Below are 22,476 nucleotides of genomic sequence, written 5' to 3'. Positions count from 1 at the left end.
GTGATGCCCGGACTACACCCTCGCTTTCACCAGCTCATTAAACCTTGTCGTATAGGCCGGTGACAGCATTTCGCGTTTCATCGACCAGCCGCGCTGGATCCCCTGACCGGCGAACCAGACTTTGCCGGTGCCTTTTTTGTGGAACTCGTCCAGCGTCGCCATCAGTTGTTCGCTGTTTCTTTTGGGTTGATATTCATCAAACAGATTGAGCTGAGCGACGCCCTGACTGAAAAAGTCGCCCAGCATCACGCCGCCTTTCTGATAGCGATAACCGGGTTTCCAGATTTGCTCGAGACAGCGTACGGCGGCGGCGAGAATATCGCGGCTGTCCTGCGTCGGCGTCAGAAGTTTGATCCCGGCATGATTGCTGTAATAGGGGACTTTCGGATCGTGCGGGCTGGTTTTCACAAACGCCGACACGTAGCGGCAATACTGATGTTCTCCGCGCAGTTTTTCCGCTGCGCGGACGGCGTAATTGCAGCTGGCTTCGCGCATATCCTGATAATCCGTAATGCGCTCGCCAAAAGAGCGCGAGCAGATTATCTGCTGTTTGGTGGGCACGGATTCTTCGAAAGCCAGACAGGATTCGCCGCACAGTTCGCGCACGGTACGTTCCAGCACGACGCTGAAATGTTTGCGGATCAGCGCAGAAGGGCAGTCGGCCAGTTGCAGCGCCGTGGTGATCCCGAGCATGTTGAGCTTTTTACTGATGCGCCGCCCCACGCCCCAGACTTCTTCCACCGGCACCAGATTCATCAGTTTTCGCTGACGGACTGTCTGCGATAAATCCAGCACGCCACCGGTACCTTTCCAGGTTTTCGCTGCATAGTTCGCCAGTTTTGCCAGCGTTTTAGTGGGCGCAATCCCCACGCCGACTGACAGATGCGTCTCTTTCCATATGGTTTTCTGCACCTCTTTACCGAAATCATGCAGCGAGATGCAGTTTTCGATATTGGTGATATCCAGAAAGGCTTCGTCGATGGAATAGATATCCACCGCAGGTGCCAGCCGTTCCAGCGTTTCCATCACGCGGTTCGACATGTCGGCATACAGTGCGTAGTTCGACGAAAACACTGCCACGTTGTGCTGGCGGATAGCGTCGCGTGCCTTGAAAAAAGGCGCACCCATCGGGATCCCCGCCTTTTTAGCCAGCGCGTTGCGGGCAATCACGCAGCCGTCGTTGTTCGACAACACAATCACCGGCCGCCCGCGCAAATCCGGCCTGAACACGGTTTCGCAACTCGCGTAAAAGGAGTTCACATCAACGAGGGCAAACATGGTTCAGCTGCCGCTTAATAGAGTTCATTTTCCACATCTGTTTCTGTATCCATAAAATACTGGTTATGCACACAGTATAATTATAAGTGCGGGAAATGGAAAATTCTTAAGCGGGAGCCACAGACGTATCCGTTTCCGTGGCGGTATTAAAACCTCGTTATCCCTGCTGGCGCTTCGCAGAGGAAAATGCGGTCATGGAGACTCCGGCGAAAACCAGTGCCAGACCGAAGAGGAACAGACCAGATAAAGACGTGCCGAGCAACACGATTGATGCCAGCGCACCGATAAGCGGTACGCCGAGGGTGAAGTTGGACATAGCGAAAACGCTTATCCGGCGACCGTATTCGGAAGAAATCACGAAGCACACGGATGTGGCGATCGGGCCAATGAAAAAGAGTAACCCGAGGAGCCCCTTGTTGAGATGGATCTCTAGCGGCGAACCATCAATCAGCCGGGCAATACAAATCAGGGGCAGGGTGGCGATCAGCATTTGCCACGGGGCCAGCGACAAAGGCGTGGCCGTCCATTTATGGTGTCTGACATGCACAATCACCAGCGACCAGGAAATAGCACCCGTGATCAGAAACGCGCATCCCATCACTACGCCGGGTTTTGACCAGTCCATTTCCAGCGGTGAACAAATCAAACCGATGCCTGCCAGACCGATAACCAGGGCGCAGATTTGTATGGCGGTGGGAGTATGGCGCAGCAGTAGCCACGAAGAGACAATGCCCCATAAAGGCGTCGTATAAGCCAGTAAAACCGCATGACTGGTATCGGTATATTGCATGGCAATCATGCCCAAACCGGTGAACACCACCATCTGTAAAACCCCGATGCTCAGCACAATCGGCAGGTCGCTTTTCGCGGGCAAGCGAAGTTGTTTTTTGAAGGCAACGAAGATAAACAGGCAAACGCCAGCGCTGCCGAACCTGATGGCCCCGAGCCACAATGGCGGCACTTCATTGAGCGCCAGTTTGGTGGCAGGCCAGCTCAGCCCCCACAACAACACCATGACCAAAAGCCAGCACACGGTGCCTTTCATTGATGAGGAACCGGAGCTTACGTTAATTGCTGAACTATTTTCCTGGCGCATACAGAACACTCTCTTTTTTATCAGAGGGATATTCTATTTTTCCGGTGGTGGAAAAACTGTTCTTATTGTCCATCAGAATCATTATTATGGGTAATTCTGTTCTGAAAGAATGCTAATGGAGAATAATTTTGCCTGACAATGCCGTTGAGCTGGACGAAACCAGTCTGCACATATTGGATCTGCTGCAGACGAATGCTGATATCAGCAATGCCGAATTAGCCGAGCGTATTGGTTTATCTGCGTCTCCGTGCTGGCGAAGAGTGACGGAGATGAAAGAGAAAGGCGTGCTGCGTGGCTCGGTGATGCTGGTCGATCCGCTCAGTCTCGGGCTGGCGGTGAATGTGTTTGTGCATGTGTCTCTGAAGCAACAGGATAAAGACTCGCTGAATCATTTTACCGATGCGATAAGCGATCGTCCCGAGGTGATGGAATGCTATCTGATGACCGGAGAATCAGACTTTTTGCTGCGGATCGTGGTGGAAAATCTGCAAAAATATCAGCTGCTGATCACTGAATGTCTCACTCAGATTGAAGGCGTCGCCAGCATCCGCTCAAGTTTTGCCCTCAGTCAGGTCAAATACACCACGGCATTACCGACCCGGCATTTAAGACGGTGAAAAGTTAAGAAGAGGAGAAGTGCTTTTGTACTTATCCCAACCGCACAAGGTTATCCACAAAATCTGGGGGTAACCCTGTGCAAAGTTAGCCTGAAGGTCGCAGAAACGAGGTCAGATGGCGTGCGCGATTTTATCACCCGCTCTTCGCGCCGTGGATGGCAGAAGGCTGGCGGTCGCAAGATATCCGTCGGGATCCACACAACGATCTTCCTGAGATGCCCGCGCAATGATGTCTGCATCCCAGTAAAGGCGTTTACGATGATCCCCGCGGGTGGTTAGCGTGGCTTCCATTTCACCGTCAATTGCACGATAACTGCGCCAGCTGTTGCCCGGAACAGATACCACGGAACCCTCTGCGGCGACGATGGTTACTTCTTCGCCATCATGGTTGTAGGTCACTTCCAGCGTCCCCTTAAATACCATTAAAACCTGCACGTCGGGACAGAGGTGCCGCCCGACACAATGCTGGTTCTGAATGCGCAACCACTCAACGGAAAATCCGTGCGGGTTGAGTATCGGCGGGGCAGAGCTGCGGTCTTGTGAAATGCCGTAACCAATCACCGGTGCCAGTTCTGCGCCGTGGCCGGGCAGCACCGAATCCAGCAGGGCGTTCTGCGACCAGGCTCGCTGTTCACCGGTCACGGCGCGGCGGCTCATCTCCTCAACAGAATAATCACGCAGGGCGGCGATATGTTCAGCAGCCAGCGGCGGCAAAAGTTCTGATTTAGCCGGTGGCGGGCTGCCCGCTTCGACTTCTATCAGCATATTGTCACGACTCAGATACAGCCCGTGTTCGCTGGCGGCATCCAGAATCGACGGATGCCAGATAATCCCGCCAGTGTTATCGCCGCCAAGAACGGTAAATACCAATCCGTTAGTTTCCTGCGGGCTGACGTTGGTAAAGCCACGGAAAATCCAGGTCGGGATCGACAAAATGGCCGGTGCGCTGAACTCGGCTTCATGTTCGCCGTGCGCGCCCCAGCGGAAACGCCAGCTGCCTTCGTGGATCAGAAACACTTCGGCGGTGAAATGCAGATGCAGGTTGTTGGTCACGCCTTTAGGCATCGCCGCCGCACCAATGTTAAAACCGTGCGCTTCAGGGATATTCACCACCTGCGAGGCGGACTGGGTCACGCCGGGACCGACGAAGGAAAAGTTCTGTTTCAGGTGTGAACCGGGCAGTTTGCAGTCGATAAACGCCACGCTACAGGAAACCCGGTCTTCGGGACGAACCAGACGGCGTTGTGCTTCTTCTTGTGTCAGGGTGATGTTTTGCATGTTGTTTCTCCTTTATGCCCTTATTAATAGCCGGATGTGCCGCGAACTGGCGCTGTTTTACCCTGCGCCGCCGCAATGGCTTCGCGTGCAGCACGACCGAGTTGCATGACGTCGTTGGCGGGGGTCACGAAATGGAAGCCCTGCGCCAGACGGCTGGCGGCGGCCTCGCCGGAGGTACAGAAAATCCCGGCGAGTTTTTGGTGTGCGTGACAGCGGGTCAGAACATGTTCGATAGCCTCAAGCATCTCAGGATGCTGGGATTCTGCGCTGGCCTGCCCGGTGAGCGTTAACGAGAGGTCGTTCGGACCGATAAACACGCCATCCAGCCCGTCGGTATCGAGAATGGCATCCAGATGCTCCAGCCCTTCACGCGTCTCGATCATCGCCAGCGTCAGGATCTCTTCATTGGCGTATTGCGGGTAATCTTTACCGCCATACAGCAGCGCACGCGCCGGACCGAAAGAACGGTTACCCAGCGGCGGATAACGGCAGGCTGCGACAAACTGTTTCGCCTGTTCAGGGGTGGAAATCATCGGGCAGATAATCCCCCATGCACCGGCATCCAGCAGCCGCATGATCTGCGCCGGTTCGTTGCTGCCTACGCGCGCCAGTGGTGTGGCGGGTGTGGACGAAATAGCCTGTAACATCGACAGCGCGCTGGCGAAGTCGATCATGCCGTGTTGTAAATCCACGGTGACACAATCGTAGCCCTGATGTCCGGCGATCTCCGCGCTATAGCCGGAGGGAATGGCCAGCCAGCCGTTGATGATTGGCTGCTGCTGGCGGAAGGCCGCTTTAAGCGGATTTTTACGCATGGTAAGACTCCTGTATCCAGTTACGCAGGGCAGTGGCGACCGCCTGCGGGGATTCTAAAGGCAGAAAATGCCCGCTGTCGGCAAGGGTTATCCGGCGGGCGCGGGGAGCGGCGGAAACCACCGCCTGATGATGTTCGGCGGTACAAATCTCATCGTGAGCGCCGCCTATCACCAGCACCGGCGCGGTAAACGCCGCAAGTGCTTCGCGGTGATCGGCGCGGGTAATGGCAATTTCAGTCTGAAGGGCGAAAGTCTCCGTGCCGCATTCCTGCGCCATCTGCACAATGGTGTGATGTAAGGCCGAGTCTTCCAGCCGGTCGGGCGCGACATAACGCGGCCAGAGGGTGGCACTCAGCCAGGAACCGACACCGGAAAGTGCGGCTTCCTGAACAGCATTCCGGCGGCCAGCAGCATTCGCGGGCGCATCGCAAAACGGATTGACGGATAACAGCGCCAGTCCGGCGAGACGTTCCGGTGCCTGAGCCATCATTTCCAATGCCACGATGGCGCCGAGAGAAAATCCCGCCAGATAAAAGCGCGGCGGCAACGCGGCCAGAAGCTGTTGTGAAGGCGCCTTCGCCGAATCCGCACCGCAGACCGTGATGGTCTGCACGCTGCTGACATTGAGATGTTCGATCACCGGTTGCCAGAGACGTGCGTTACATAAGGTTCCGCCCAGTAACACCAGCGGAACCTGATGGTTATCCAGCAAAGGAAAAGGGCTGATGAGTGAGGTCATGTGGCGGTCCATCCTCCGTCTACCATCAGCGACGCGCCGGTGATCAGCGCCGACGCCGATGACGCCAGAAACACCACCGGTCCCATCACATCTTCCAGCGTGCCGAGACGTTTCAGTTTGATGTTGTCCAGCACATAACGGCTGAACGCGGGTGAGGCGAGATTTTCACGCGAGAGTTCGGTCTCTATAAAGGTGGGGCAGAGCGTATTGACGCGGATACCTGCTTCGCCCAGTTCCAGCGCCATCGTTTTGGTTAACCCTTCCAGTGCGAATTTCGACGCGCAATACACGCTGCGATCCGGGCCGCCGACATGTCCCATCTGCGAGGAGATATGAATGACGGATCCGGCGATGCGGCGCTGCTTCATCCGGCGGGTGACCTGCTGACTGAGGAAAAACGTCGCCTTCAGGTTAAGCGCCATCACGGCATCGTAGTTTTCCTCACTGACCTCCAGAAACGGCTGATGACGCGCCAGTCCGGCGCTGTTGACCAGAATGTCGAAGTCAGGAAGTCCGCTCAGGATGTCCGCAACCAGCGCGGTGTCAGTGATATCCAGCGCCACGGTATGCAGCGTCAGTCCTTCGGTGGCGGCCAGTTCTGTGGCTTCCCGCAGTTGCGCCGCCTGTCGGGCGACTATCCACACCTGCGCCCCGGCGCGGGCAAGTGCCACGGCTGCCGCAAAACCGATCCCACGGGAACCGCCTGTCACCAGCGCGCGGCGGTTGTCGAGGCGAAAATCCGGCGAACGGGGAAGCGCCATCATCACGACGCTTTCCCGAGATCTTCCGCAGGCACCGAACCGGCGTAAGGCACTTCCTGATGACCGTAGCGGCGTACCCGAATATTGGCCTGTTCCGCATGGCCGGAAAATCCTTCTAACTGGCAAAGGCGCGAGCAATAACTGCCGATTTCTGCCGAGGCTTCATCATTTACCACTTTCTGCCAGGTACAGGTTTTCATGAATTTGCCGACCCACAGTCCCCCGGTATAACGGGCGGCTTTCTGCGTCGGCAGCGTGTGGTTAGTGCCGATCACCTTGTCGCCGTAAGCGACGTTGGTGCGCGGGCCAAGGAACAGCGCGCCGTAGTTGGTCATGTTGGCAAGGAACCAGTCGTCCCGGTCCGTCATCACCTGAACGTGTTCCGAGGCAATGCGATCCGCTTCCTGAAGCATTTCTTCGTAGCTGTCGCAGACAATCACTTCGCCATAATCGCGCCATGACAAACGTGCGATGTCCGCCGTTGGTAGTTGCGTCAGCAGGCGTTCCACTTCGCGCAGGGTTTCGCGGGCGAGTTTCAGGGAATTAGTCAGTAAAATGGCGGGTGTGGTCACGCCGTGTTCGGCCTGACCGAGCAGATCGGTGGCACACATTTCGGCGTCCACGGTTTCATCGGCAATCACCAGCGTTTCGGTTGGCCCGGCGAACAGGTCGATCCCCACGCGGCCAAACAGCTGGCGCTTGGCTTCGGCCACGAAAGCGTTACCCGGCCCAACCAGCATATCGACGGGTTGCAGGGTTTGTGTCCCGAGCGCCATCGCGCCAATCGCCTGAATACCGCCTAATGCGTAGATTTCCGTTGCGCCTGCCATTGCCTGCGCGGCGACGATGGCGGGCGCAGGCTGTCCGTTGAACGGCGGGGCGCAGCTGATAATGCGCGAACACCCCGCGACGTTAGCGGTAATAATCGACATATGCGCCGAGGCAAGCAGGGGATATTTTCCGCCCGGCACATAACATCCGACGGCATTAATCGGAATATTTTTGTGCCCGAGAATAACGCCCGGACGGGTTTCAACTTCCAGATCTAACAAACAGGCGCGTTGCTGAGTGGCGAAATTAAATACCTGCTCCTGGGCGAACTCAATATCTTTAATATTCTGACGCGTTAACTTTTTTACACAGGCATTAATTTCATGCTGAGACAGGCGATAATCCTGACGGTCATAATTATCAAACTTAATGGATAATTCCCGCACTGCCTGATCACCGCGCTGTTCAATATCCGCCAGAATATTTTCGACAATAATACTGACTTCTTTGTTTGCCTGCTGACGTTCAGATAATGATTTACTTGTTTTTAAATACTGAGCCATGAGATCTCCTTGCCTGTTTCAGACGTGGCGACACCGCCAGAATAAACAGGTGAATTGAATTATTAGAAAATTAAATAACGCCGGGTGTTTATGCTTTCTTCACGTAATCCTGTACTGGCGTCAGATGGGCGTGTTCATTCTGCACCGCCGGTTTCTTTACCTGCCGCTGATACACGCTGCGTGCGGCCATCGGTGTCATCAGGGCGGCCACCACGGACAGGGCACCAATCAGGTAATAGCCGGAAGATAAATTAATGTGCTGCAACATCAGCCCCATTAAGACCGGGCCGACAAACATTCCGCAGGAGTAGATGGTCTGAAACAACCCCATGCGCGTGGATTGCTCATCCTCAACCGTATTAACCACACTCAGCGACATAAACACGGCGAATGCCATACCAAACGAGAATCCGGCAATTGCCTGTAAGAAATAGATCACATAAAGATTGGCGGTGAAGGGGATGCCGATGCTGGAAATCACCTGCAAGACAATGCCCACCAGCGCGGTATTCACCAGCCCGAGACGTTTATAAAACACCGAGCTGCACAGCGCGATCGCCAGTGCGTAGAAAACCAGATGGATGTTGCTGAGCAGGGTGAGGATCCCGGCTTTAGCCCCCAGCTGTTGTGCGTATATCGGCGTCAGGGTATCGCGGGTGGCGAAAGGAACCAAAATCACGATGGTCGCCAGCAGGCCGATTAACCACACTGATGAGTCACCCAGCTGACGTCTTGCGCTGGTCATACAGGCTTTCAGCGTCGGTGCCTGTGCGGCATCGTGGAATTCTTTGATACGGGTGGTGAGGATCAGCGCCAGCAGCGCCGCCGCGCTCGACACAAAGTAACCAATACTTTTGTCGATAAAGTGGATCAGCGCACCACCGATACAGTTGCCGAGAAACACACCCAGCGGTCCGGCGAGCGCCAGCAGCGCCACGGCAGCGGGGGCATCTTTGCGGTCGAAATAGCGGATGAACAGAATGTTGTACAGCACCCAGGTGGCGGCGGTGAAGCCGTCAGCGGCTTTCGCCAGATACAGCGTCACGGCGTTCGGTTCCAGATAGGCAATCGGCCAGGTGACCAGCGGCAGCAGCAGGCTGAACTGGATAAATATCTTCCGGCTTTTTACCACATCCGACAGGATACCAATGGGAAAACGCACGAACAGCGTCGCCAGACCGCTGGCGCCCATGATGATCCCCACAATCTCCGGCTGCATGCCTTCGCTGATCAGCATCGGTGCCAGAAACGCGTCGATGCTGTGGATACAGATAAAAAACAACACACTGATAGTAAAAAAAAGTCTCACTTCTGAACGACTGAAGAGTGCACGAAACATGGTGGTAAACCTCTTAAAATTAATGGGTTGTGACCAATCAAGTACGGCATTAACCGGTTCATTCCTTTGGTTCCTGCTCCCTGTCCCCGGTAAAAATTGACGGCGTGTTTGCAATGCATGAATACGTATTCAAAAACTGAAGTTACGAAAAGGTTTCAATTTTGTAAAGGTTAAGATTGTAAATGTGAAAAAAATATTTTTGGTTGTTGCATACGCATGCAAAGATGGTGTAAGTATAAAAAACAGACATTCCTGCGAAGGGGTAAACCGCCAGACTGGCGTTCTCCGCGCGGTACGTTAGACTGATGCAACGCCTTGTTTGTAAAAGATGTTTGTAGAAATTAGGGCGATAACGGGAATGTTGATAAGGAACAGCGGCAATGAAACGTAAGACTTTTGGGCCCGTGACATCACAACATGTCGCGCAGCTCGCCGGAGTATCACAGTCAGCGGTATCGAGAACCTTTACGCCGGGTGCCAGTATTTCACCGGCCACGCGTGAAAAGGTGCTGAAAGCCGCACGTGAAATAGGCTACCGGCCGAATGCCATCGCCCGTTCACTGAACACGGCCCGCTCACGCATTGTCGGCGTGGTGATGTCCTATTTTGATAACCAGTTTTATCCACAGGTGCTGGAAGCGCTGGCGCAACAGCTCGACGAGCTGAATTATCATCTGCTGCTGTTTGTCGGCGATCGTGACGGCAATGTGGACCGGATTTTCGACCAGATTATGCAGTACCGCGTTGATGGCATCGTGCTGGCTTCCGTGTCGTTGTCGCTCGAACTTTCCGAAGAGTGTCTAGCCGCAGGGATCCCCGTGGTGCTGTTTAACCGCAGCGAAGAGACGGGCATCGCGTCGAGCGTCAATACCGATAACGTCGCCGCTTCGCGCCAGATTGCAGAATTCCTGCTGGCCGGTGAGCATAAACGCTTTGCGTATGTGGCCGGGGTTGCTGATTCCTCGGTGAATCTGGCGCGCCAGCAGGGTTTTGTCAGCACACTTGAGGCAAAAGGTGTTCAGGATATCCGGGTGGTGCAGGGCGATTATGATGCACAGAAAACCGCGCGTGCGGCTCAGGAACTCTTTTCTTCTTCTGCTCCGCCCGATGCGATTTTTGCCGCCAACGACCACATGGCGCTGACGGTGATGGATGTCGCCCGCTACGAGTTTGGTCTGCGCATTCCTGAGGATGTGTCGGTGATTGGCTATGACGACACCGGTGCGTCTGGCTGGCCTTCATACGCGCTGACCTCGGCATCACAACCGGTGACGGCGATGGTGAATGCGACGGTCGCGCTGCTGATGAAACAGATTGAAAGCGAAAATATTGAGCCGGAGCAGGTGGTGGTCGCCGGTGCGCTGATCGTCCGCCATTCCGCGCGGCGTCCGCATTTCGGCGTGGTCGAGAAAGAGGGATTGTCATTATTCCAGCCGCAGGAGGTTGAATGAGCAGGTTGCCGGGGTTTAGCCCACAGTTTGATTCGATACAGCAATTTATCCTCACGCTGACCCATGTCGTCTGGGAGCAAAAGGACATTGGCCAGCTGGCTGATTTTTATGCCAATCCGGTGGTATTCCATACTCCCGAAAAGCAGCTGAACGACCTCTCGCAGTTTATGCGTCTGACGCTGGAGGCGATGCACAGCTTTCCGCAGCGCACGGTGCTGACCGAAGATATTTTGTGTTCTCACACACCGCACGATGAATATTACGCCGCGCAACGCACGCTGGCCTGTATCCAGCATCAGGGCGAAGGCTTTTTCGGGCATCCGAGCGGTAAGTCTGTCTGGGTGCGTACCTGGGCCGACCGCGTTTGCGCTGAGGGCGCGGTACGTCAGGAGTGGTTATTGCAGGATCGCGCGGCCATCGTTTCGCAGATTGGTCTGGATGTGCGGGATTTTGCCCAACAACTGGCACTGGTGCGCCGCGAGGCCGGGCTGGAAAACGTGTCGCCGGAAGAAATGGATGCCCGCTGGGCGGGAGGTCCGGAAGGGGATGACGTTGACGGCCCGCTGGCCGGGCTGGTGGAACGCTATCTGTCGATGTGGGCGGGCGGTAACAGTGGCGTGGTGCCGGGTTTATATCATCCTGCTGCCACGTTGCACGGGCCGGGGCATGTGTTGCGCACCGGTGAGCAGGATATCGGCGGCTATTTATCCGGTTACCGCGCGTCATTTGCCGATTGTGAAACTCAGCTGCATCATCTGATTGTGCGCCGTGATGCGAATGAACCGATCCGCCTGTCGCTGCGCTGGTCAATGCTCACCTGGCACGATGGCTACGGAAAATTTGGCGCACCGACGCGCCGTCCGGTGTCGATCACCGGTATCAGCCAGCTGGAATTGCGCGACGGTCTGATTATCCGCGAATATCTTGGGGTAGATGAATTAGCCATCTGGTCACAGATTTTTAATTAATAGCGCTTTACTTAATAAAGGGGGGATCTCCCCCCTGAAAGTCCTCTTCTGATAAATCGATATTAATTTATCGGGGGGTAACTGTTGTCTGAATTAATCCAATGCATTATCGCCATTTTCTGGTGAGGGAGTTCTTCATCCCTAAATAACAGTGCCGGGTATTAGCGCGGCGCATCAAAACAACGCAGGAGGTTATATGTCTTCAACTGAAGCCACAAATAAAACACCGGTAGTTGCTGAGAAAACGAATACCAAATCCGCACGCGAAGAATCTGTATTACAGGTTGAACGTCGTGACTTTGTTGATTTAGTCCCGGAGAAACGCCCGCGCGTACAATCATTAAGAGGTTTTGATGACTGTTATACCGATATTGTCGATTACATCGTGCGATGTACTCATAAAATATGGGATGAGCGGGATGTCGGATTAATTTACACCCACTACACCCACAACTGTGTTTTATATAATGCGCTCGGCACGATGTATAACCGCGAGCAGGTGGTTCATGACACCCTCCAGCGTCTGGTGGCGTTCCCGGAGCGTCGCGGCATGGCCACGCAGGTTATCTGGAATGGTAACGACGTCGATGGTTTCTATACCTCGCATCTGGTGACCGGCACCGGCCGTCACACGCAACACAGCCATCTCGGCAAACCGACCCAGCGTACGTTTGTTACCCGTACCGTCGCTGACTGCATGATCCACGAGAATAAAATTTATCGTGAGTGGGTGGTCAGCGACAACATGTCGGTGATGAAGCAGCTCGGCCTGGACACCGATGTCATTGCTTACGATATGGCGAAAGAGCAGTTCGATAAAGGTTTCCGCGTGACCGATATCGGCGAGAACCGCCGCATGGTCGGGCAGTATCCGCCTGAAATGGAATGCGATGTTTCGATTGCGCATACCGATACCGAAGAACAGTGTCTGCGCTGGCTGCACGAAATCTATAACCGCCGCATGCTGGGCAAAATCAAAGATGTCTATGCGCCAAACGTGCAGTGGCACGGTCCGATGCTGAAAGAGTTATACGGTCAGGCAGCGGTTATTCACCAGACGCTGGCACTGATTGGCATGATCCCGGACGGCGCATGGATGCCGCAGCACATCTGTTCCAATCCCTGTGACGAAGGCGGCACCAAAGTGGCGGTGCGCTGGATTATGGAAGGGCATCACCTCGGTTATGGCGAGCTCGGCAAACCGACCGGCGAACGTCTGTTTGTGATGGGGATGTCTCATTACCACATTGTGAAAGGCAAAATCATCGATGAATGGGTGGTATACGACCATCTGGCATTGCTGGCGCAAATCAAACTGGGACAAATGGAGGAGTAAGTCATGGGCAAGATTAATGCGGAGGATGTGCAGTTTCTTAAACGCCCGCAGGGGCAGGATGCGCAGGCTGACAGGTCACTGACCGAAACCGTTCATCAGATTATTGAGCAGGTGCGCACGCGTGGCGATGCGGCACTGCGCGAGTATTCTGCCAAGTTCGACCAGACGACGCCCGACCAGTTTGAAGTATCTGAAGCGGAGATTGAACGTGCGCTGGCAGATCTCAATCCGCAGACCCGCAGGGACAGTGAGTTTGCCATTGCGCAGGTGAAGCGTTTTGCCGAGGCGCAGCTGGCGACCATGAAACCTCTTGAAGTCGAGACACTGCCGGGTGTGCATCTCGGGCACCGCATTATTCCCATTCAGACGGTGGGATGTTATGTCCCCGGCGGGCGATACCCGATTTTGTCGGCACCGGTGATGTCTATCGTACCGGCGGTGGTGGCAGGCTGTGATGAGATCATCGCCTGTCTGCCGCCGGGTGCGCATCCGGCGATGATCGCGATTTGTCATCTGGCGGGCGCGCACCGCATCTTCAAAGTCGGTGGCGCGCAGGCGATTGCGGCCATGGCGTGGGGCACGGAGTCTGTTCCGGCGGTGGATAAAGTTGTCGGGCCGGGGAATGCTTTTGTGAATGAGGCGAAACGTCAGGTGTTCGGGAAAGTGGGCATCGACGCGCTGGCCGGGCCAAGCGAAATTTACGTCATCACTGATGACAGCGCCGATCCGCGCATGCTGGCTGCCGATCTGCTCGCGCAGGCTGAACATGACGTTCACACCCGCGTCGGTATGGCAACGACCAGCCCGCGCATTGCCAGTGAAACGCTGGCGGAAATCGAAAGGCAACTGGAGACGCTGCCTACCGCCGCCACGGCTGGCGAAGCCTGGAAACGGCAGGGCGAAATTGTGGTGTGTCAGGATGAAGAACAGCTGATTGCCTGGGCCGACCACATGGCGACGGAACATTTGCAGGTGCATACCCGCGATCCTCATGCCACTGCCGGTAAAATCCGCAATTATGGTTCGCTGTTTATCGGACAAAATGCCAGCGTGGTGTTCTCGGATAAATGTTGCGGCACCAACCATACGCTGCCGACGATGGCCGCCGCGCGATATACCGGCGGCCTGTGGGTGGGGGCGTATGTGAAAATCTGTACGCATCAGTGGATCGACGACCACGGCATTGCCTCAGTCGCCGAACCCGCCGTTCGTCAGAGCCGCACCGAAGGTATGCAGGCACACCGCCGCGCCGCTGAGATCCGCCTGCGCCCGCAGGATATCGATCTCATCACCGGCGGAAAATGGGACCTGTAACCGCGTTTGTCTGACATCAGACCACCGTTAAGTCAGTGGAAGTTCTGGCTTAGCGGTGAATTCCGGACCTTTACAAGCGCCGGCTCCCCCAATATTATGTGCGGCAGACATCAGGGTGCCAGCCCTGTTGCGTAAGCGTTAACGTCAACCAACGCACTTTCTGCAGGCTATGCCTGCTCATGGTGCGGTATATCTATGACATGGTTTCAGCATTCCTCTACGCGTTCTTCCCTTAGTTCCGATACCGGTTTTTTCCTTTTTATTATTCTGCTGACTGCGGCCAATTTGCGCGCGCCAATCACCTCCACCGGCCCGGTGCTGAGTGATATTTGTGCGACATTCGGGTTGAGTCCTTCCGCAGCAGGTCTGCTGAATTTTATTCCCCTGATACTTTTTGCAGCCATTGCGCCGCTGGCGTCGTGGGGCGGAAACCGCATCGGACTGGAGAAAAGTTTATGGGGCGCGGTATGCCTGATAGCTCTGGGTTCTGTGGTCCGCATAACGCCTTATGCCAGCGGACTGTGGGCCGGTACGGTGATTCTGAGCGCCGGAATTGCGGCGGCGAATGTCCTGCTTCCGCCGCTGATCAAGCGTGATTTCAAACACCACACTGCAAAGTACATCGGCCTGTATGCATCGACGATGGCAATCACCGCCAGCGTCGCATCCGGCATCGCCGTGCCGCTCGGACAGATGAGCGGGGCAGGCTGGCAACTGTCGCTGGGGATCTGGATTGTGCCTGCGATCATTGCCGTGTTTGCATGGATGCCGTTACTGAAAAAAGCGCCATCAGCCGCACATGCAGCTCATACACCGGCTTCCGACAAACTGCGATCTCCCTGGAAATCATGGCTCGGCTGGCAGGTTTCATTGTTCATGGCGATGCAGTCGATGGTGTTTTACACGCTGATCGACTGGTTTACGCCCTATGCGCAGTTTGCCGGTATCAGTCAGGAAAGTGCCGGCTGGCTGTTGTTCGTCTATCAGGCCGTCGCCGTAATTGCCAACGTGGTCAGTATTTCCCTTCTCAAAAAGCTGAAAGACCAGCGTATGATCGGTTTTTGCGCTTCACTGGCTATCTTTGTCGGGCTGCTCGGCTTATGGCTGTTCCCGGCGGCAGCGCTGGTCTGGCTGGTGATTGCAGGTCTGGGCGCAGGCGCATCAATGGTGACCTGCCTTTCGCTGTTTAATCTGCGTGCGGCAGATCACCGTCAGGCCGCTCAGCTTTCAGGGATGGCGCAATGTGTGGGATACGGTGTGGCTGCGACAGGGCCGCTGTTCTTCGGAATGCTGCATCAGTACAACAATGACTGGACACTGGCATTTGCTGCCCTGCTGGGGGTATCGGCTTTGCAGTTATTCGTTGCGCCGCTGGCGGGCAGGTCAAAGTTGATCGGCTAAGGACGAGCCAGTTAATACAAACAGAACCGCTGATTGATGAGGAGCATCCGGCGGCTGACCGCGCACCGTCAGCCATCGGATCGGAAAGGGGACCCCAAAAGGTCAGATATAAAGTTTTTTAAATTATCACTAGACGACTGGTCTAATAGTTGTTAGCTTAGCGTCAAGGTTACGGAGGGCGGGCGATATCACACTCTAACCGTTCTGGCCGGGTCCAACGTCTGTTCGGATATTTTTTTAGCTGATAAATAGACGACTGGTCTAATTCAATAATAATTCTACACGCTGGAGATTTGCTATGAAGATTCTTATGGTTCTCACCTCACACGACAAACTGGGCAACACAGGCCGTAAAACGGGTTTCTGGCTGGAAGAACTGGCCGCGCCTTACTACGCATTTAAAGACGCCGGAGCAGAAATTACGCTGGCTTCGCCAAACGGTGGCAATCCGCCGCTGGATCCAAAAAGCAATGAGCCTGATTTCCAGACTGAGAAGACGCATCGTTTCGAAGCCGACGCGCAGGCAACCGCTCAGCTCGCCTCAACGGTTCGTCTCGACAGCGTTTCACAGGCGGATTACGACGCTGTTTTCTATCCGGGTGGCCACGGTCCGCTGTGGGACCTGGCAGAAGATAAAAACTCCATTGCGTTAATTGAAGCATCTCTGGCGGCAGACAAGCCTGTCGCGCTGGTTTGTCACGCACCGGGCGTACTGCGCCACGTGAAAACGCCTGCCGGAAAACCACTGGTTGAGGGTAAAAAAGTGACCGGCTTTACCAATACCGAAGAGGAAGCGGTGGGCCTGACCAATGTGGTGCCTTTCCTGGTGGAAGATGAGCTGATCGCCAAAGGCGGCATCTATTCCAAAGGTCCGGATTGGGGTTCGTATGTGGTGATCGACGGATTGCTGATCACCGGTCAGAATCCGGGTTCTTCAGCAGAAGCGGCAGAACTGCTGATTAAACAGCTGAGTGCATAAAGGCTCTTCACGCGGGGTGGCGGGCTCTATTGTCACTCCGCTGAGCGTGTTTCAACATGTTAATGTTGCGGGATGAGCGGGCGCAGGGTCATGAAATAATCGTGTCCCACCATTCGCTCATAGACGACTGGTCTAGTTTTTTGGTAAATTCAGCCTATGACTACTGCAACGCAACACCATAACAATGACGTCCGCGAGCACATCCTTGCAACTGGCCAGCGCATTATGGCTGGTAAGGGATTTTCTGCTGTCGGACTGAATGAAATTCTTAAAGACGCGGCCGTGCCCAAAGGGTCTTTCTATCATTATTTTGGCTCGAAAGAGGCATTTGGTGTGGGGATGCTTGAGCGTTATTTTGAAGATTATCTGGCTGATCTTGACCGCGCGCTGAGCCAGCCCGGTCTGAATATGGCGCAGCGGCTGATGAATTACTGGCAGCTATGGCAGGAGTCTCAGTCATTCTCCGACTGTCAGGGCAAATGTCTGGCAGTGAAACTTGGCGCGGAAGTCGCGGATCTTTCGGACACGATGCGTTTAACGCTATTGTCCGGGACGTCGGGAATTATCTCGCGGCTGGCGCAGGCGTTAGAAACCGGCGTGGATGAGGGATCGCTGACCATTGATGATACTCCCCGCACGGTGGCGGAAAGTTTGTATCAGCTGTGGCTGGGTGCCAGCGTGATGGTCAAGATTGTCCGCAACATGAGCCCGTTCGATTCCGCGATGGCGACGACGCAAAAGATTATTCACATCCCCTGAAACGCTTGTGATAAATACGCTCTAAAAACCATGCCAGCCACCGGTGTGACTGGCATTCTCTTGCGAGGAAGTTTATTCCGGCAGCAGGGCCAGCACGTTCTTCACCGCATCCGGCATTGAAGGACGTCCGTTAGTCAGACAGGTCGCCACGAAAGTGGCTTCGGCAAACACCACACCTTCCACTTTGATCTGCTGAACGAAGTTAACGCGGTTGCGCTTCTCATTGCGCGCCAGTTCGCAGGTTACTTCAACCTTGTCGTCTTTTTGCAGGCTTTTACGAAAGCGCAGCGAATATTCCAGCACCATGTACATATTGCCCTGAGCAAACTCCGCTTCGATATCAATCCCCAGCGCTTCCCGCATGTAAGCATGACGCGTCCATTCCATGTAGAAGGGATAATACAAGCCGTCCACGACACCCTGAAAATCGATATGGTTTTCATCTACTTCATAATGCTTAGAAAACATCTGTTGCACCTTAGCCTGAGAAATTTTTTAAACGGGGCATCATATATACAACAGTCAGGTCTTTTGGTAAAAACCAACGTGTTTCAGAATATAAGATGAGAAATCCCTATGCGGGAGCCGGTCACTAAAGGAAAGAACCCATGCTGAAAGAAAACTTCAACGAGCTGCAAATTTTTCTGGTCGTTGCGAGAGAACGAAGTTTTACCAAAGCAGCGGGTAAGCTGGGGGTTTCTCAGTCTGCGCTGAGTCATGCCGTTAAAGCGCTGGAAGAACGTTTAAATATCCGCCTTTTGACCCGTACTACCCGAAGTGTGGCACCGACTGAAATCGGCGAAAAGATTATTGCCTGCCTGGAGCCACGACTTGCGGATCTGGAGCAGGAGCTCGAAACGCTTGTTCAGATCAATGGCCCGACTTCCGGCAATATACGTATTTCGGCAGGGGAACATTCCGCAAGAAACTTGTTGTGGCCCAAGCTGAAGCCCTTTTTAAAAGAATACCCGGAGATAAATGTCGAACTGCGGGTGGATAACGGTTTCGTCAATATTGTCGATGGTCGCTACGATGCCGGGGTGCGTCTGGGTGAAAGCGTTGATAAGGATATGATTGCTGTGCGCATCGGTCCCGATTTTCGTATGGTGGTCATCGGTTCACCGGACTATTTCGCCGCAAACGGGACTCCGCAGACGCCGCATGAGCTGCAATATCACAAGTGCATCAACATGCGCCTGCCGACCGCCGGTGGCTTATATCACTGGGAATTCGAGAAAGAGGGGAAACCGCTGCGGGTGCGGGTGGAAGGGCAACTGACGTTTAATCTGCTGTCTGAAAGAATCGACGCGGCGCTGTCAGGGTTCGGTCTTGCCTGCGTGCCGGAAGATATGGTTGAGGAGCGGGTCAAAGCCGGGGAACTGATCCAGGTGCTGGATGCATGGTGCCCGACGTTTCCGGGCTATTACCTTTACTACCCAAGCAGAAAACAACATCCGCCGGCGTTTGCGCTGATGATAGATGTTTTGCGCTACACCGGCTGATGTCAGGTCAGTCGGATCAGACATTCAGTTTACGGGCGGTCAGCCATTCGACCATCGCCGGATCACGGTGCGAGAAGAACGCACTGGTCGCGGTGTCCATCACAGTGATTTTGTTCATCTCTTCCGGGCTCAGTTCGAAGTCGAGCACCTGAATATTCTCTGCCATTCGTTCTTTGCGCACGGATTTTTCCTGTCTGCTGCAACTCTTCCATCGCACGCCATGCGCCATGCACGTCGCCATAAGGCTGGTGGATCAGATATAAATCGACATAATCGAGCTGTAAGCGGTTGATCGAACGTTCAAACTGCGCTTTTGCTCCCTCGTAACGGGTGTCCTGCAACCACAATTTTGTGGTAATAAATAGCTCATCTCTGGCAATACCGCTTTGCTTCAACGCATTCCCTGCCTGAGTTTCATTCTGTGAAGAAAATCAATGCAATGGCTTTGAGAAACAGACAGCTTCTGTCCTGCCTATATATGGGCCGTAATTCTCAATACGGATATAACCATTTTTCTCGTAGAAATTTACAGCCCGATAGTTGATGAGCCGGGTTTCCAGCCTAAGTTCGGTATATCCCATCTCTTTTGCAGATGTTTCAAGAAAAGCGAGTAAAGCACCGCCAATACCTGACACACTTCGGTCTGAAAACATTCTTTTAAGCTCGGCTATATTTTGCGTTAAAGGCCGTATAGCACCGCATCCTATAGCTTTGCCGTGAGAATTCTTTGCTAATGCCCATAAAGCTTTGTCATCACTCAATGCTTCAACGGTGAAATTACTTTTGCCGTTATCACCAGTTATAGCGGCAAGTTCTGCTGACAGCATTTCGATTAAGCGATGGGATTCTGAAGAAAATGGATCTGATTTCTCTACTGTTATCATGGGTATACCTTGCAGCTGAGTGTAACCAACATAAAGCATCCTGCTAAGGAAAGCATCAGCCAAAACGGGGGATGGGACACACTGTTTCCAAATTATCTTTTTCTGTTCCATCCAAAAGTGTCGGCGCAGGGTGATAACCATTGACGGATTTTGGAATTGCACGACAGCGCCTCGGGTTCGAGCAAGTGCGCTCCGAAATTGGCATGTCGCAGGAAGCGCACATCCAGGCATTGCTCCAGTTGTCCAGCCAGCAGGGGAAAATCCATGAGGCGGGATAGTCGGGGCCATTTATCAATTCTCGGTAGCGCAGTTGCTCCGACTCGATGCGCAAGTCATCATCCGGGCGCCACTGAATGTTGTATTGCGGATGTACAAGAAACTGAGAAAGGGTTGCGGGGATTATGATCGTTTTACCGATAACGCTAAAACTGGACTTGTAGATATGGGATTTAACTTGGGAATTCCACGCTTACGCAATGAATTCCCAAAATTTAATGCTGCGGTGAATCGGGGAGATTGTGGGACTGCAGCGACTGAATCTCATCGTACGGGAATTGGTGATAAGAGAAACGCCGATACTGCACACAATTTCCAACAGGCACTTGCTGGTCATTAATAAGAAAAACGCACTAATCAGCGCCTTTCTTCACCAAAGTGGGGCGTTTTCATTAATCTCCTGAATTTTCCACACCGGGTTGCTTTTGGAAAGAATCTCGTAAGTCGTGGACTCCCCCCATGTACCTTGGGTTACAAACTTGCCCAGTGTGATAAAATCGATAATCTTCCCGTCTTTATCCTTAAAAGTTCGGTGATTGCTTATCAGGTAGCCATCAGCAGATTTCGTAGAAACCATGCGTCCATTATTATCAGGTTTCAAATCCGGTTCTTTCTGTCGTATGGTTTTATTTTGGTAAAGTGATTTAACTTTAGCGACTTCTTCATTGCTAATCGCAATTGCAGCGGACGCAGGGAAATGATCTACTATTTCTTTCAGAGTCGGGGCTTGCGAAGCCGGTTTAATTTCGGTTAATCCATGATCTTTGGTGTAGGTCGTGAGATAGCAATTAGTCAATGAGCCTCTGGCCATATCAGCAAAGCGGTCGGGCAAATTAGGCAAGTCGGTCACCGTCTTACCCGCACGGCGAAGCGCGATAAAATCTTCGCAGGTATTTACCTCTTTCAAAGAATTATCACTTAATTTCAGCGATATAGGTTGACTATCTTCTTGTAAAGGTTCACTAAAAACACTACCGGAAACGCATGCAAGCAACACACCCACGATAATTTTATTATTCATAATCCTCTTTAAACACGAAATGTAAGGTGCAAAGACACAATATACGTTACATCGAATTCTGATACCCGCTACCCCCAAAATTCATGGCGCGCTCAGAATACCTGTTTTATTTGTATGGCTGATTTTTATGCCCAGTTAGTAATTCCTCAATCAACTGAGAGAGAAAATGCGTACTTCCGCTCCTCGCTCATAGCGGACCATTCACACTCGCATGTCAGCTCCGTGCTAGGAGCTGACGTTGGTAAGTGAAGAGAGAAATTCCGATATACCCTTAGTTCTTAAGTCTGGCTGCTGCTTTTAAAGTAGCCTGCCGCCTCATTTCAATAAATGGTGCAGCCTGTTCCTGTGCTTTTTGTAGCTGTTCTTCAGATGCTGTGCGGGGTGAGCCACAGGTAAAGGGAGGGGCTGGGTCGTATTCCATATGCAGCTGAATATTCTGAGCGATGTCACTTCCGAACATTTCTGACACGACGTTGAGAGCAAAATCTATACCTGACGTCACACCTGCGCCAGTTATACGATTGCGGTCACGCACTACTCGCTCACTCACTGCCTCTGCACCTAACAAAGCGAGCTGATCCAGAGAAGCCCAGTGCGTAGTTGCTTTGTATCCCTTCAGAAGTCCTGCTGCGCCCAAAACAAGCGAACCAGTGCATACCGAAGTCACGAGTTTTGCTTGTTTACTTTGAGTCCGGATAAACGAAAGGACTTCTTCGTCCTCCATCAGGTTTATCTGCCCTGGACCACCCGGGACACAAATTACATCCAGTTCGGGACATGCGTTGAATGTGGTTGTTGGCTGTATAGCCATACCTCGATCAGAAACCACGAGGTCCAAGTTTTTCCAGATGAGATGAACCTTTGTGTTTGGCGCTCTTACGAAAACTTCATAAGGGCCGGTAAGATCAAGCTGAGTGAGAGCTGGAAACAGGATCAGCCCGATTGATGTGCATGCAGAATCAATCATAAAAGCCCTTTTAACTTAAAAGGATATAATGTCTTTTCCTTCGACAAAGGCAACCTCTTGTTGAACGAATAGATGTGCGCCTAATGAAGACCATGCTTAATCCAGCTGTATTTCAGTAGCATTAAGAATTTTATTACCAGTCCGAACCAAGATGACTAATGGTGAAACGACCGCTCTTGGCACACAGCAGACCTTCAGTGTCATCTGTTTGTCTGCTGTGTGCCAGGAGCGGACCTTAATAGTTGAGCATTCAGTAAAACGACCATTCTAGCGAGGATATGATTTATCGAGTGTCATGTTTTAGAATCAATCGATTATCTTAAGCTGATGGGAACCCGATGAAAGCACTTTCAATCGTTCG

The 22,476-nt window shown here is 53.3% G+C and carries 23 protein-coding genes and 1 pseudogene; 11 read left to right on the top strand and 13 right to left on the bottom strand.

Annotated features, from left to right (window positions below; all coding sequences use genetic code 11):
* Positions 1-12: 12 nt before the first annotated feature.
* Together umuC and J1784_RS07550 are read right to left on the bottom strand one after the other, a co-directional pair.
* On the bottom strand, positions 13-1,278 hold the full coding sequence (umuC, locus tag J1784_RS07555) for a translesion error-prone DNA polymerase V subunit UmuC (protein WP_217148668.1): 1,266 nt from the start codon (positions 1,276-1,278) through the stop codon (positions 13-15).
* Between the two features lie 157 nt (positions 1,279-1,435).
* A complete protein-coding gene (locus J1784_RS07550; protein ID WP_217148667.1) occupies positions 1,436-2,374 on the bottom strand; it encodes a DMT family transporter in 939 nt (312 codons plus the stop codon).
* 128 nt (positions 2,375-2,502) lie between these two features.
* On the opposite strand from J1784_RS07550, the gene J1784_RS07545 reads away from it, so the two are divergent.
* Positions 2,503-2,991 (top strand): Lrp/AsnC family transcriptional regulator, encoded by a 489-nt coding sequence (locus J1784_RS07545; RefSeq protein ID WP_217148666.1) that lies wholly within the window; start codon positions 2,503-2,505, stop codon positions 2,989-2,991.
* Positions 2,992-3,102: 111 nt separating this feature from the next.
* Here the strand turns inward: J1784_RS07545 and J1784_RS07540 are convergent, their stop codons facing one another.
* The 6 genes from J1784_RS07540 to J1784_RS07515 all read right to left on the bottom strand — a co-directional run bounded on the left by J1784_RS07540 (position 3,103) and on the right by J1784_RS07515 (position 9,257).
* Positions 3,103-4,269 (bottom strand): cupin domain-containing protein, encoded by a 1,167-nt coding sequence (locus J1784_RS07540; protein WP_217148665.1) that lies wholly within the window; start codon positions 4,267-4,269, stop codon positions 3,103-3,105.
* A 23-nt stretch (positions 4,270-4,292) separates the two neighbouring features.
* Positions 4,293-5,084, bottom strand: a complete 792-nt coding sequence (locus J1784_RS07535; RefSeq protein ID WP_217148664.1) for an HpcH/HpaI aldolase family protein — start codon at positions 5,082-5,084, stop codon at positions 4,293-4,295.
* Positions 5,077-5,823, bottom strand: coding sequence for an alpha/beta fold hydrolase (locus tag J1784_RS07530; RefSeq protein ID WP_217148663.1), 747 nt, complete (start codon positions 5,821-5,823; stop codon positions 5,077-5,079). The genes J1784_RS07535 and J1784_RS07530 overlap by 8 nt, the downstream gene beginning before the upstream one ends.
* Positions 5,820-6,587, bottom strand: coding sequence for an SDR family NAD(P)-dependent oxidoreductase (locus J1784_RS07525; protein WP_238485440.1), 768 nt, complete (start codon positions 6,585-6,587; stop codon positions 5,820-5,822). Before J1784_RS07525 ends, J1784_RS07530 begins: the two co-directional genes overlap by 4 nt.
* Positions 6,587-7,918 carry a histidinol dehydrogenase gene (gene hisD / locus J1784_RS07520; RefSeq protein ID WP_217148662.1) on the bottom strand — a complete coding sequence of 444 codons (1,332 nt, stop codon included), beginning with the start codon at positions 7,916-7,918 and terminating at the stop codon, positions 6,587-6,589. Before hisD (J1784_RS07520) ends, J1784_RS07525 begins: the two co-directional genes overlap by 1 nt.
* Positions 7,919-8,006: 88 nt before the next feature.
* Complete coding sequence (locus tag J1784_RS07515) at positions 8,007-9,257, bottom strand: MFS transporter (RefSeq protein ID WP_217148661.1); 1,251 nt, start codon at positions 9,255-9,257, stop codon at positions 8,007-8,009.
* A gap of 380 nt (positions 9,258-9,637) precedes the next feature.
* Here J1784_RS07515 and J1784_RS07510 point away from each other — a divergent pair, with 380 nt between their 5' ends.
* From J1784_RS07510 to J1784_RS07480, 7 genes are all read left to right on the top strand, one after another.
* Positions 9,638-10,708, top strand: a complete 1,071-nt coding sequence (locus tag J1784_RS07510; RefSeq protein ID WP_217148660.1) for a LacI family DNA-binding transcriptional regulator — start codon at positions 9,638-9,640, stop codon at positions 10,706-10,708.
* Positions 10,705-11,676: a nuclear transport factor 2 family protein gene (locus J1784_RS07505; protein WP_217148659.1), complete on the top strand. Its 972-nt coding sequence runs from the start codon at positions 10,705-10,707 to the stop codon at positions 11,674-11,676. The genes J1784_RS07510 and J1784_RS07505 overlap by 4 nt, the downstream gene beginning before the upstream one ends.
* Before the next feature lie 196 nt (positions 11,677-11,872).
* Positions 11,873-13,012 (top strand): nuclear transport factor 2 family protein, encoded by a 1,140-nt coding sequence (locus tag J1784_RS07500; RefSeq protein ID WP_217148658.1) that lies wholly within the window; start codon positions 11,873-11,875, stop codon positions 13,010-13,012.
* Between the two features lie 3 nt (positions 13,013-13,015).
* Positions 13,016-14,326, top strand: coding sequence for a histidinol dehydrogenase (gene hisD / locus J1784_RS07495; RefSeq protein WP_217148657.1), 1,311 nt, complete (start codon positions 13,016-13,018; stop codon positions 14,324-14,326).
* Between the two features lie 195 nt (positions 14,327-14,521).
* Positions 14,522-15,727: a CynX/NimT family MFS transporter gene (locus J1784_RS07490; protein ID WP_217148656.1), complete on the top strand. Its 1,206-nt coding sequence runs from the start codon at positions 14,522-14,524 to the stop codon at positions 15,725-15,727.
* Between the two features lie 298 nt (positions 15,728-16,025).
* Positions 16,026-16,706 carry a type 1 glutamine amidotransferase domain-containing protein gene (locus tag J1784_RS07485; RefSeq protein ID WP_217148655.1) on the top strand — a complete coding sequence of 227 codons (681 nt, stop codon included), beginning with the start codon at positions 16,026-16,028 and terminating at the stop codon, positions 16,704-16,706.
* A 156-nt stretch (positions 16,707-16,862) separates the two neighbouring features.
* On the top strand, positions 16,863-17,465 hold the full coding sequence (locus J1784_RS07480; RefSeq protein WP_217148654.1) for a TetR/AcrR family transcriptional regulator: 603 nt from the start codon (positions 16,863-16,865) through the stop codon (positions 17,463-17,465).
* A 72-nt stretch (positions 17,466-17,537) separates the two neighbouring features.
* Here J1784_RS07480 and J1784_RS07475 read toward each other — a convergent pair whose 3' ends face one another.
* Positions 17,538-17,933, bottom strand: coding sequence for an acyl-CoA thioesterase (locus J1784_RS07475; RefSeq protein ID WP_217148653.1), 396 nt, complete (start codon positions 17,931-17,933; stop codon positions 17,538-17,540).
* Positions 17,934-18,073: 140 nt separating this feature from the next.
* Between J1784_RS07475 and J1784_RS07470 the strand changes: the two genes are divergently transcribed.
* Positions 18,074-18,967 (top strand): LysR family transcriptional regulator, encoded by an 894-nt coding sequence (locus J1784_RS07470; protein ID WP_217148652.1) that lies wholly within the window; start codon positions 18,074-18,076, stop codon positions 18,965-18,967.
* 16 nt (positions 18,968-18,983) lie between these two features.
* Here J1784_RS07470 and J1784_RS07465 read toward each other — a convergent pair.
* Positions 18,984-19,395 (bottom strand): annotated as a pseudogene (locus tag J1784_RS07465) (aldo/keto reductase); the annotation flags it as partial.
* Positions 19,396-19,398: 3 nt separating this feature from the next.
* On the bottom strand, positions 19,399-19,851 hold the full coding sequence (locus tag J1784_RS07460) for a GNAT family N-acetyltransferase (RefSeq protein WP_217148651.1): 453 nt from the start codon (positions 19,849-19,851) through the stop codon (positions 19,399-19,401).
* A gap of 140 nt (positions 19,852-19,991) precedes the next feature.
* Between J1784_RS07460 and J1784_RS07455 the strand changes: the two genes are divergently transcribed.
* Both J1784_RS07455 and J1784_RS07450 read left to right on the top strand, forming a co-directional pair.
* Positions 19,992-20,129 carry a hypothetical protein gene (locus J1784_RS07455; RefSeq protein WP_217148650.1) on the top strand — a complete coding sequence of 46 codons (138 nt, stop codon included), beginning with the start codon at positions 19,992-19,994 and terminating at the stop codon, positions 20,127-20,129.
* A gap of 89 nt (positions 20,130-20,218) precedes the next feature.
* Positions 20,219-20,467 carry a hypothetical protein gene (locus tag J1784_RS07450; RefSeq protein ID WP_217148649.1) on the top strand — a complete coding sequence of 83 codons (249 nt, stop codon included), beginning with the start codon at positions 20,219-20,221 and terminating at the stop codon, positions 20,465-20,467.
* 30 nt (positions 20,468-20,497) lie between these two features.
* Here J1784_RS07450 and J1784_RS07445 read toward each other — a convergent pair whose 3' ends face one another.
* Positions 20,498-21,148, bottom strand: a complete 651-nt coding sequence (locus tag J1784_RS07445; RefSeq protein WP_217148648.1) for a hypothetical protein — start codon at positions 21,146-21,148, stop codon at positions 20,498-20,500.
* 271 nt (positions 21,149-21,419) lie between these two features.
* The gene (locus J1784_RS07440; protein WP_217148647.1) at positions 21,420-22,115 is read right to left on the bottom strand and encodes a DJ-1/PfpI family protein; all 696 of its coding nucleotides are present in this window, start codon (positions 22,113-22,115) and stop codon (positions 21,420-21,422) included.
* Between the last annotated feature and the right edge of the window lie 361 nt (positions 22,116-22,476).

The sequence above is a fragment of the Rahnella ecdela genome, assembly GCF_019049625.1.
Lineage (GTDB): Bacteria > Pseudomonadota > Gammaproteobacteria > Enterobacterales > Enterobacteriaceae > Rahnella > Rahnella ecdela.
This window is presented reverse-complemented; position numbering and strand designations above follow the sequence as displayed.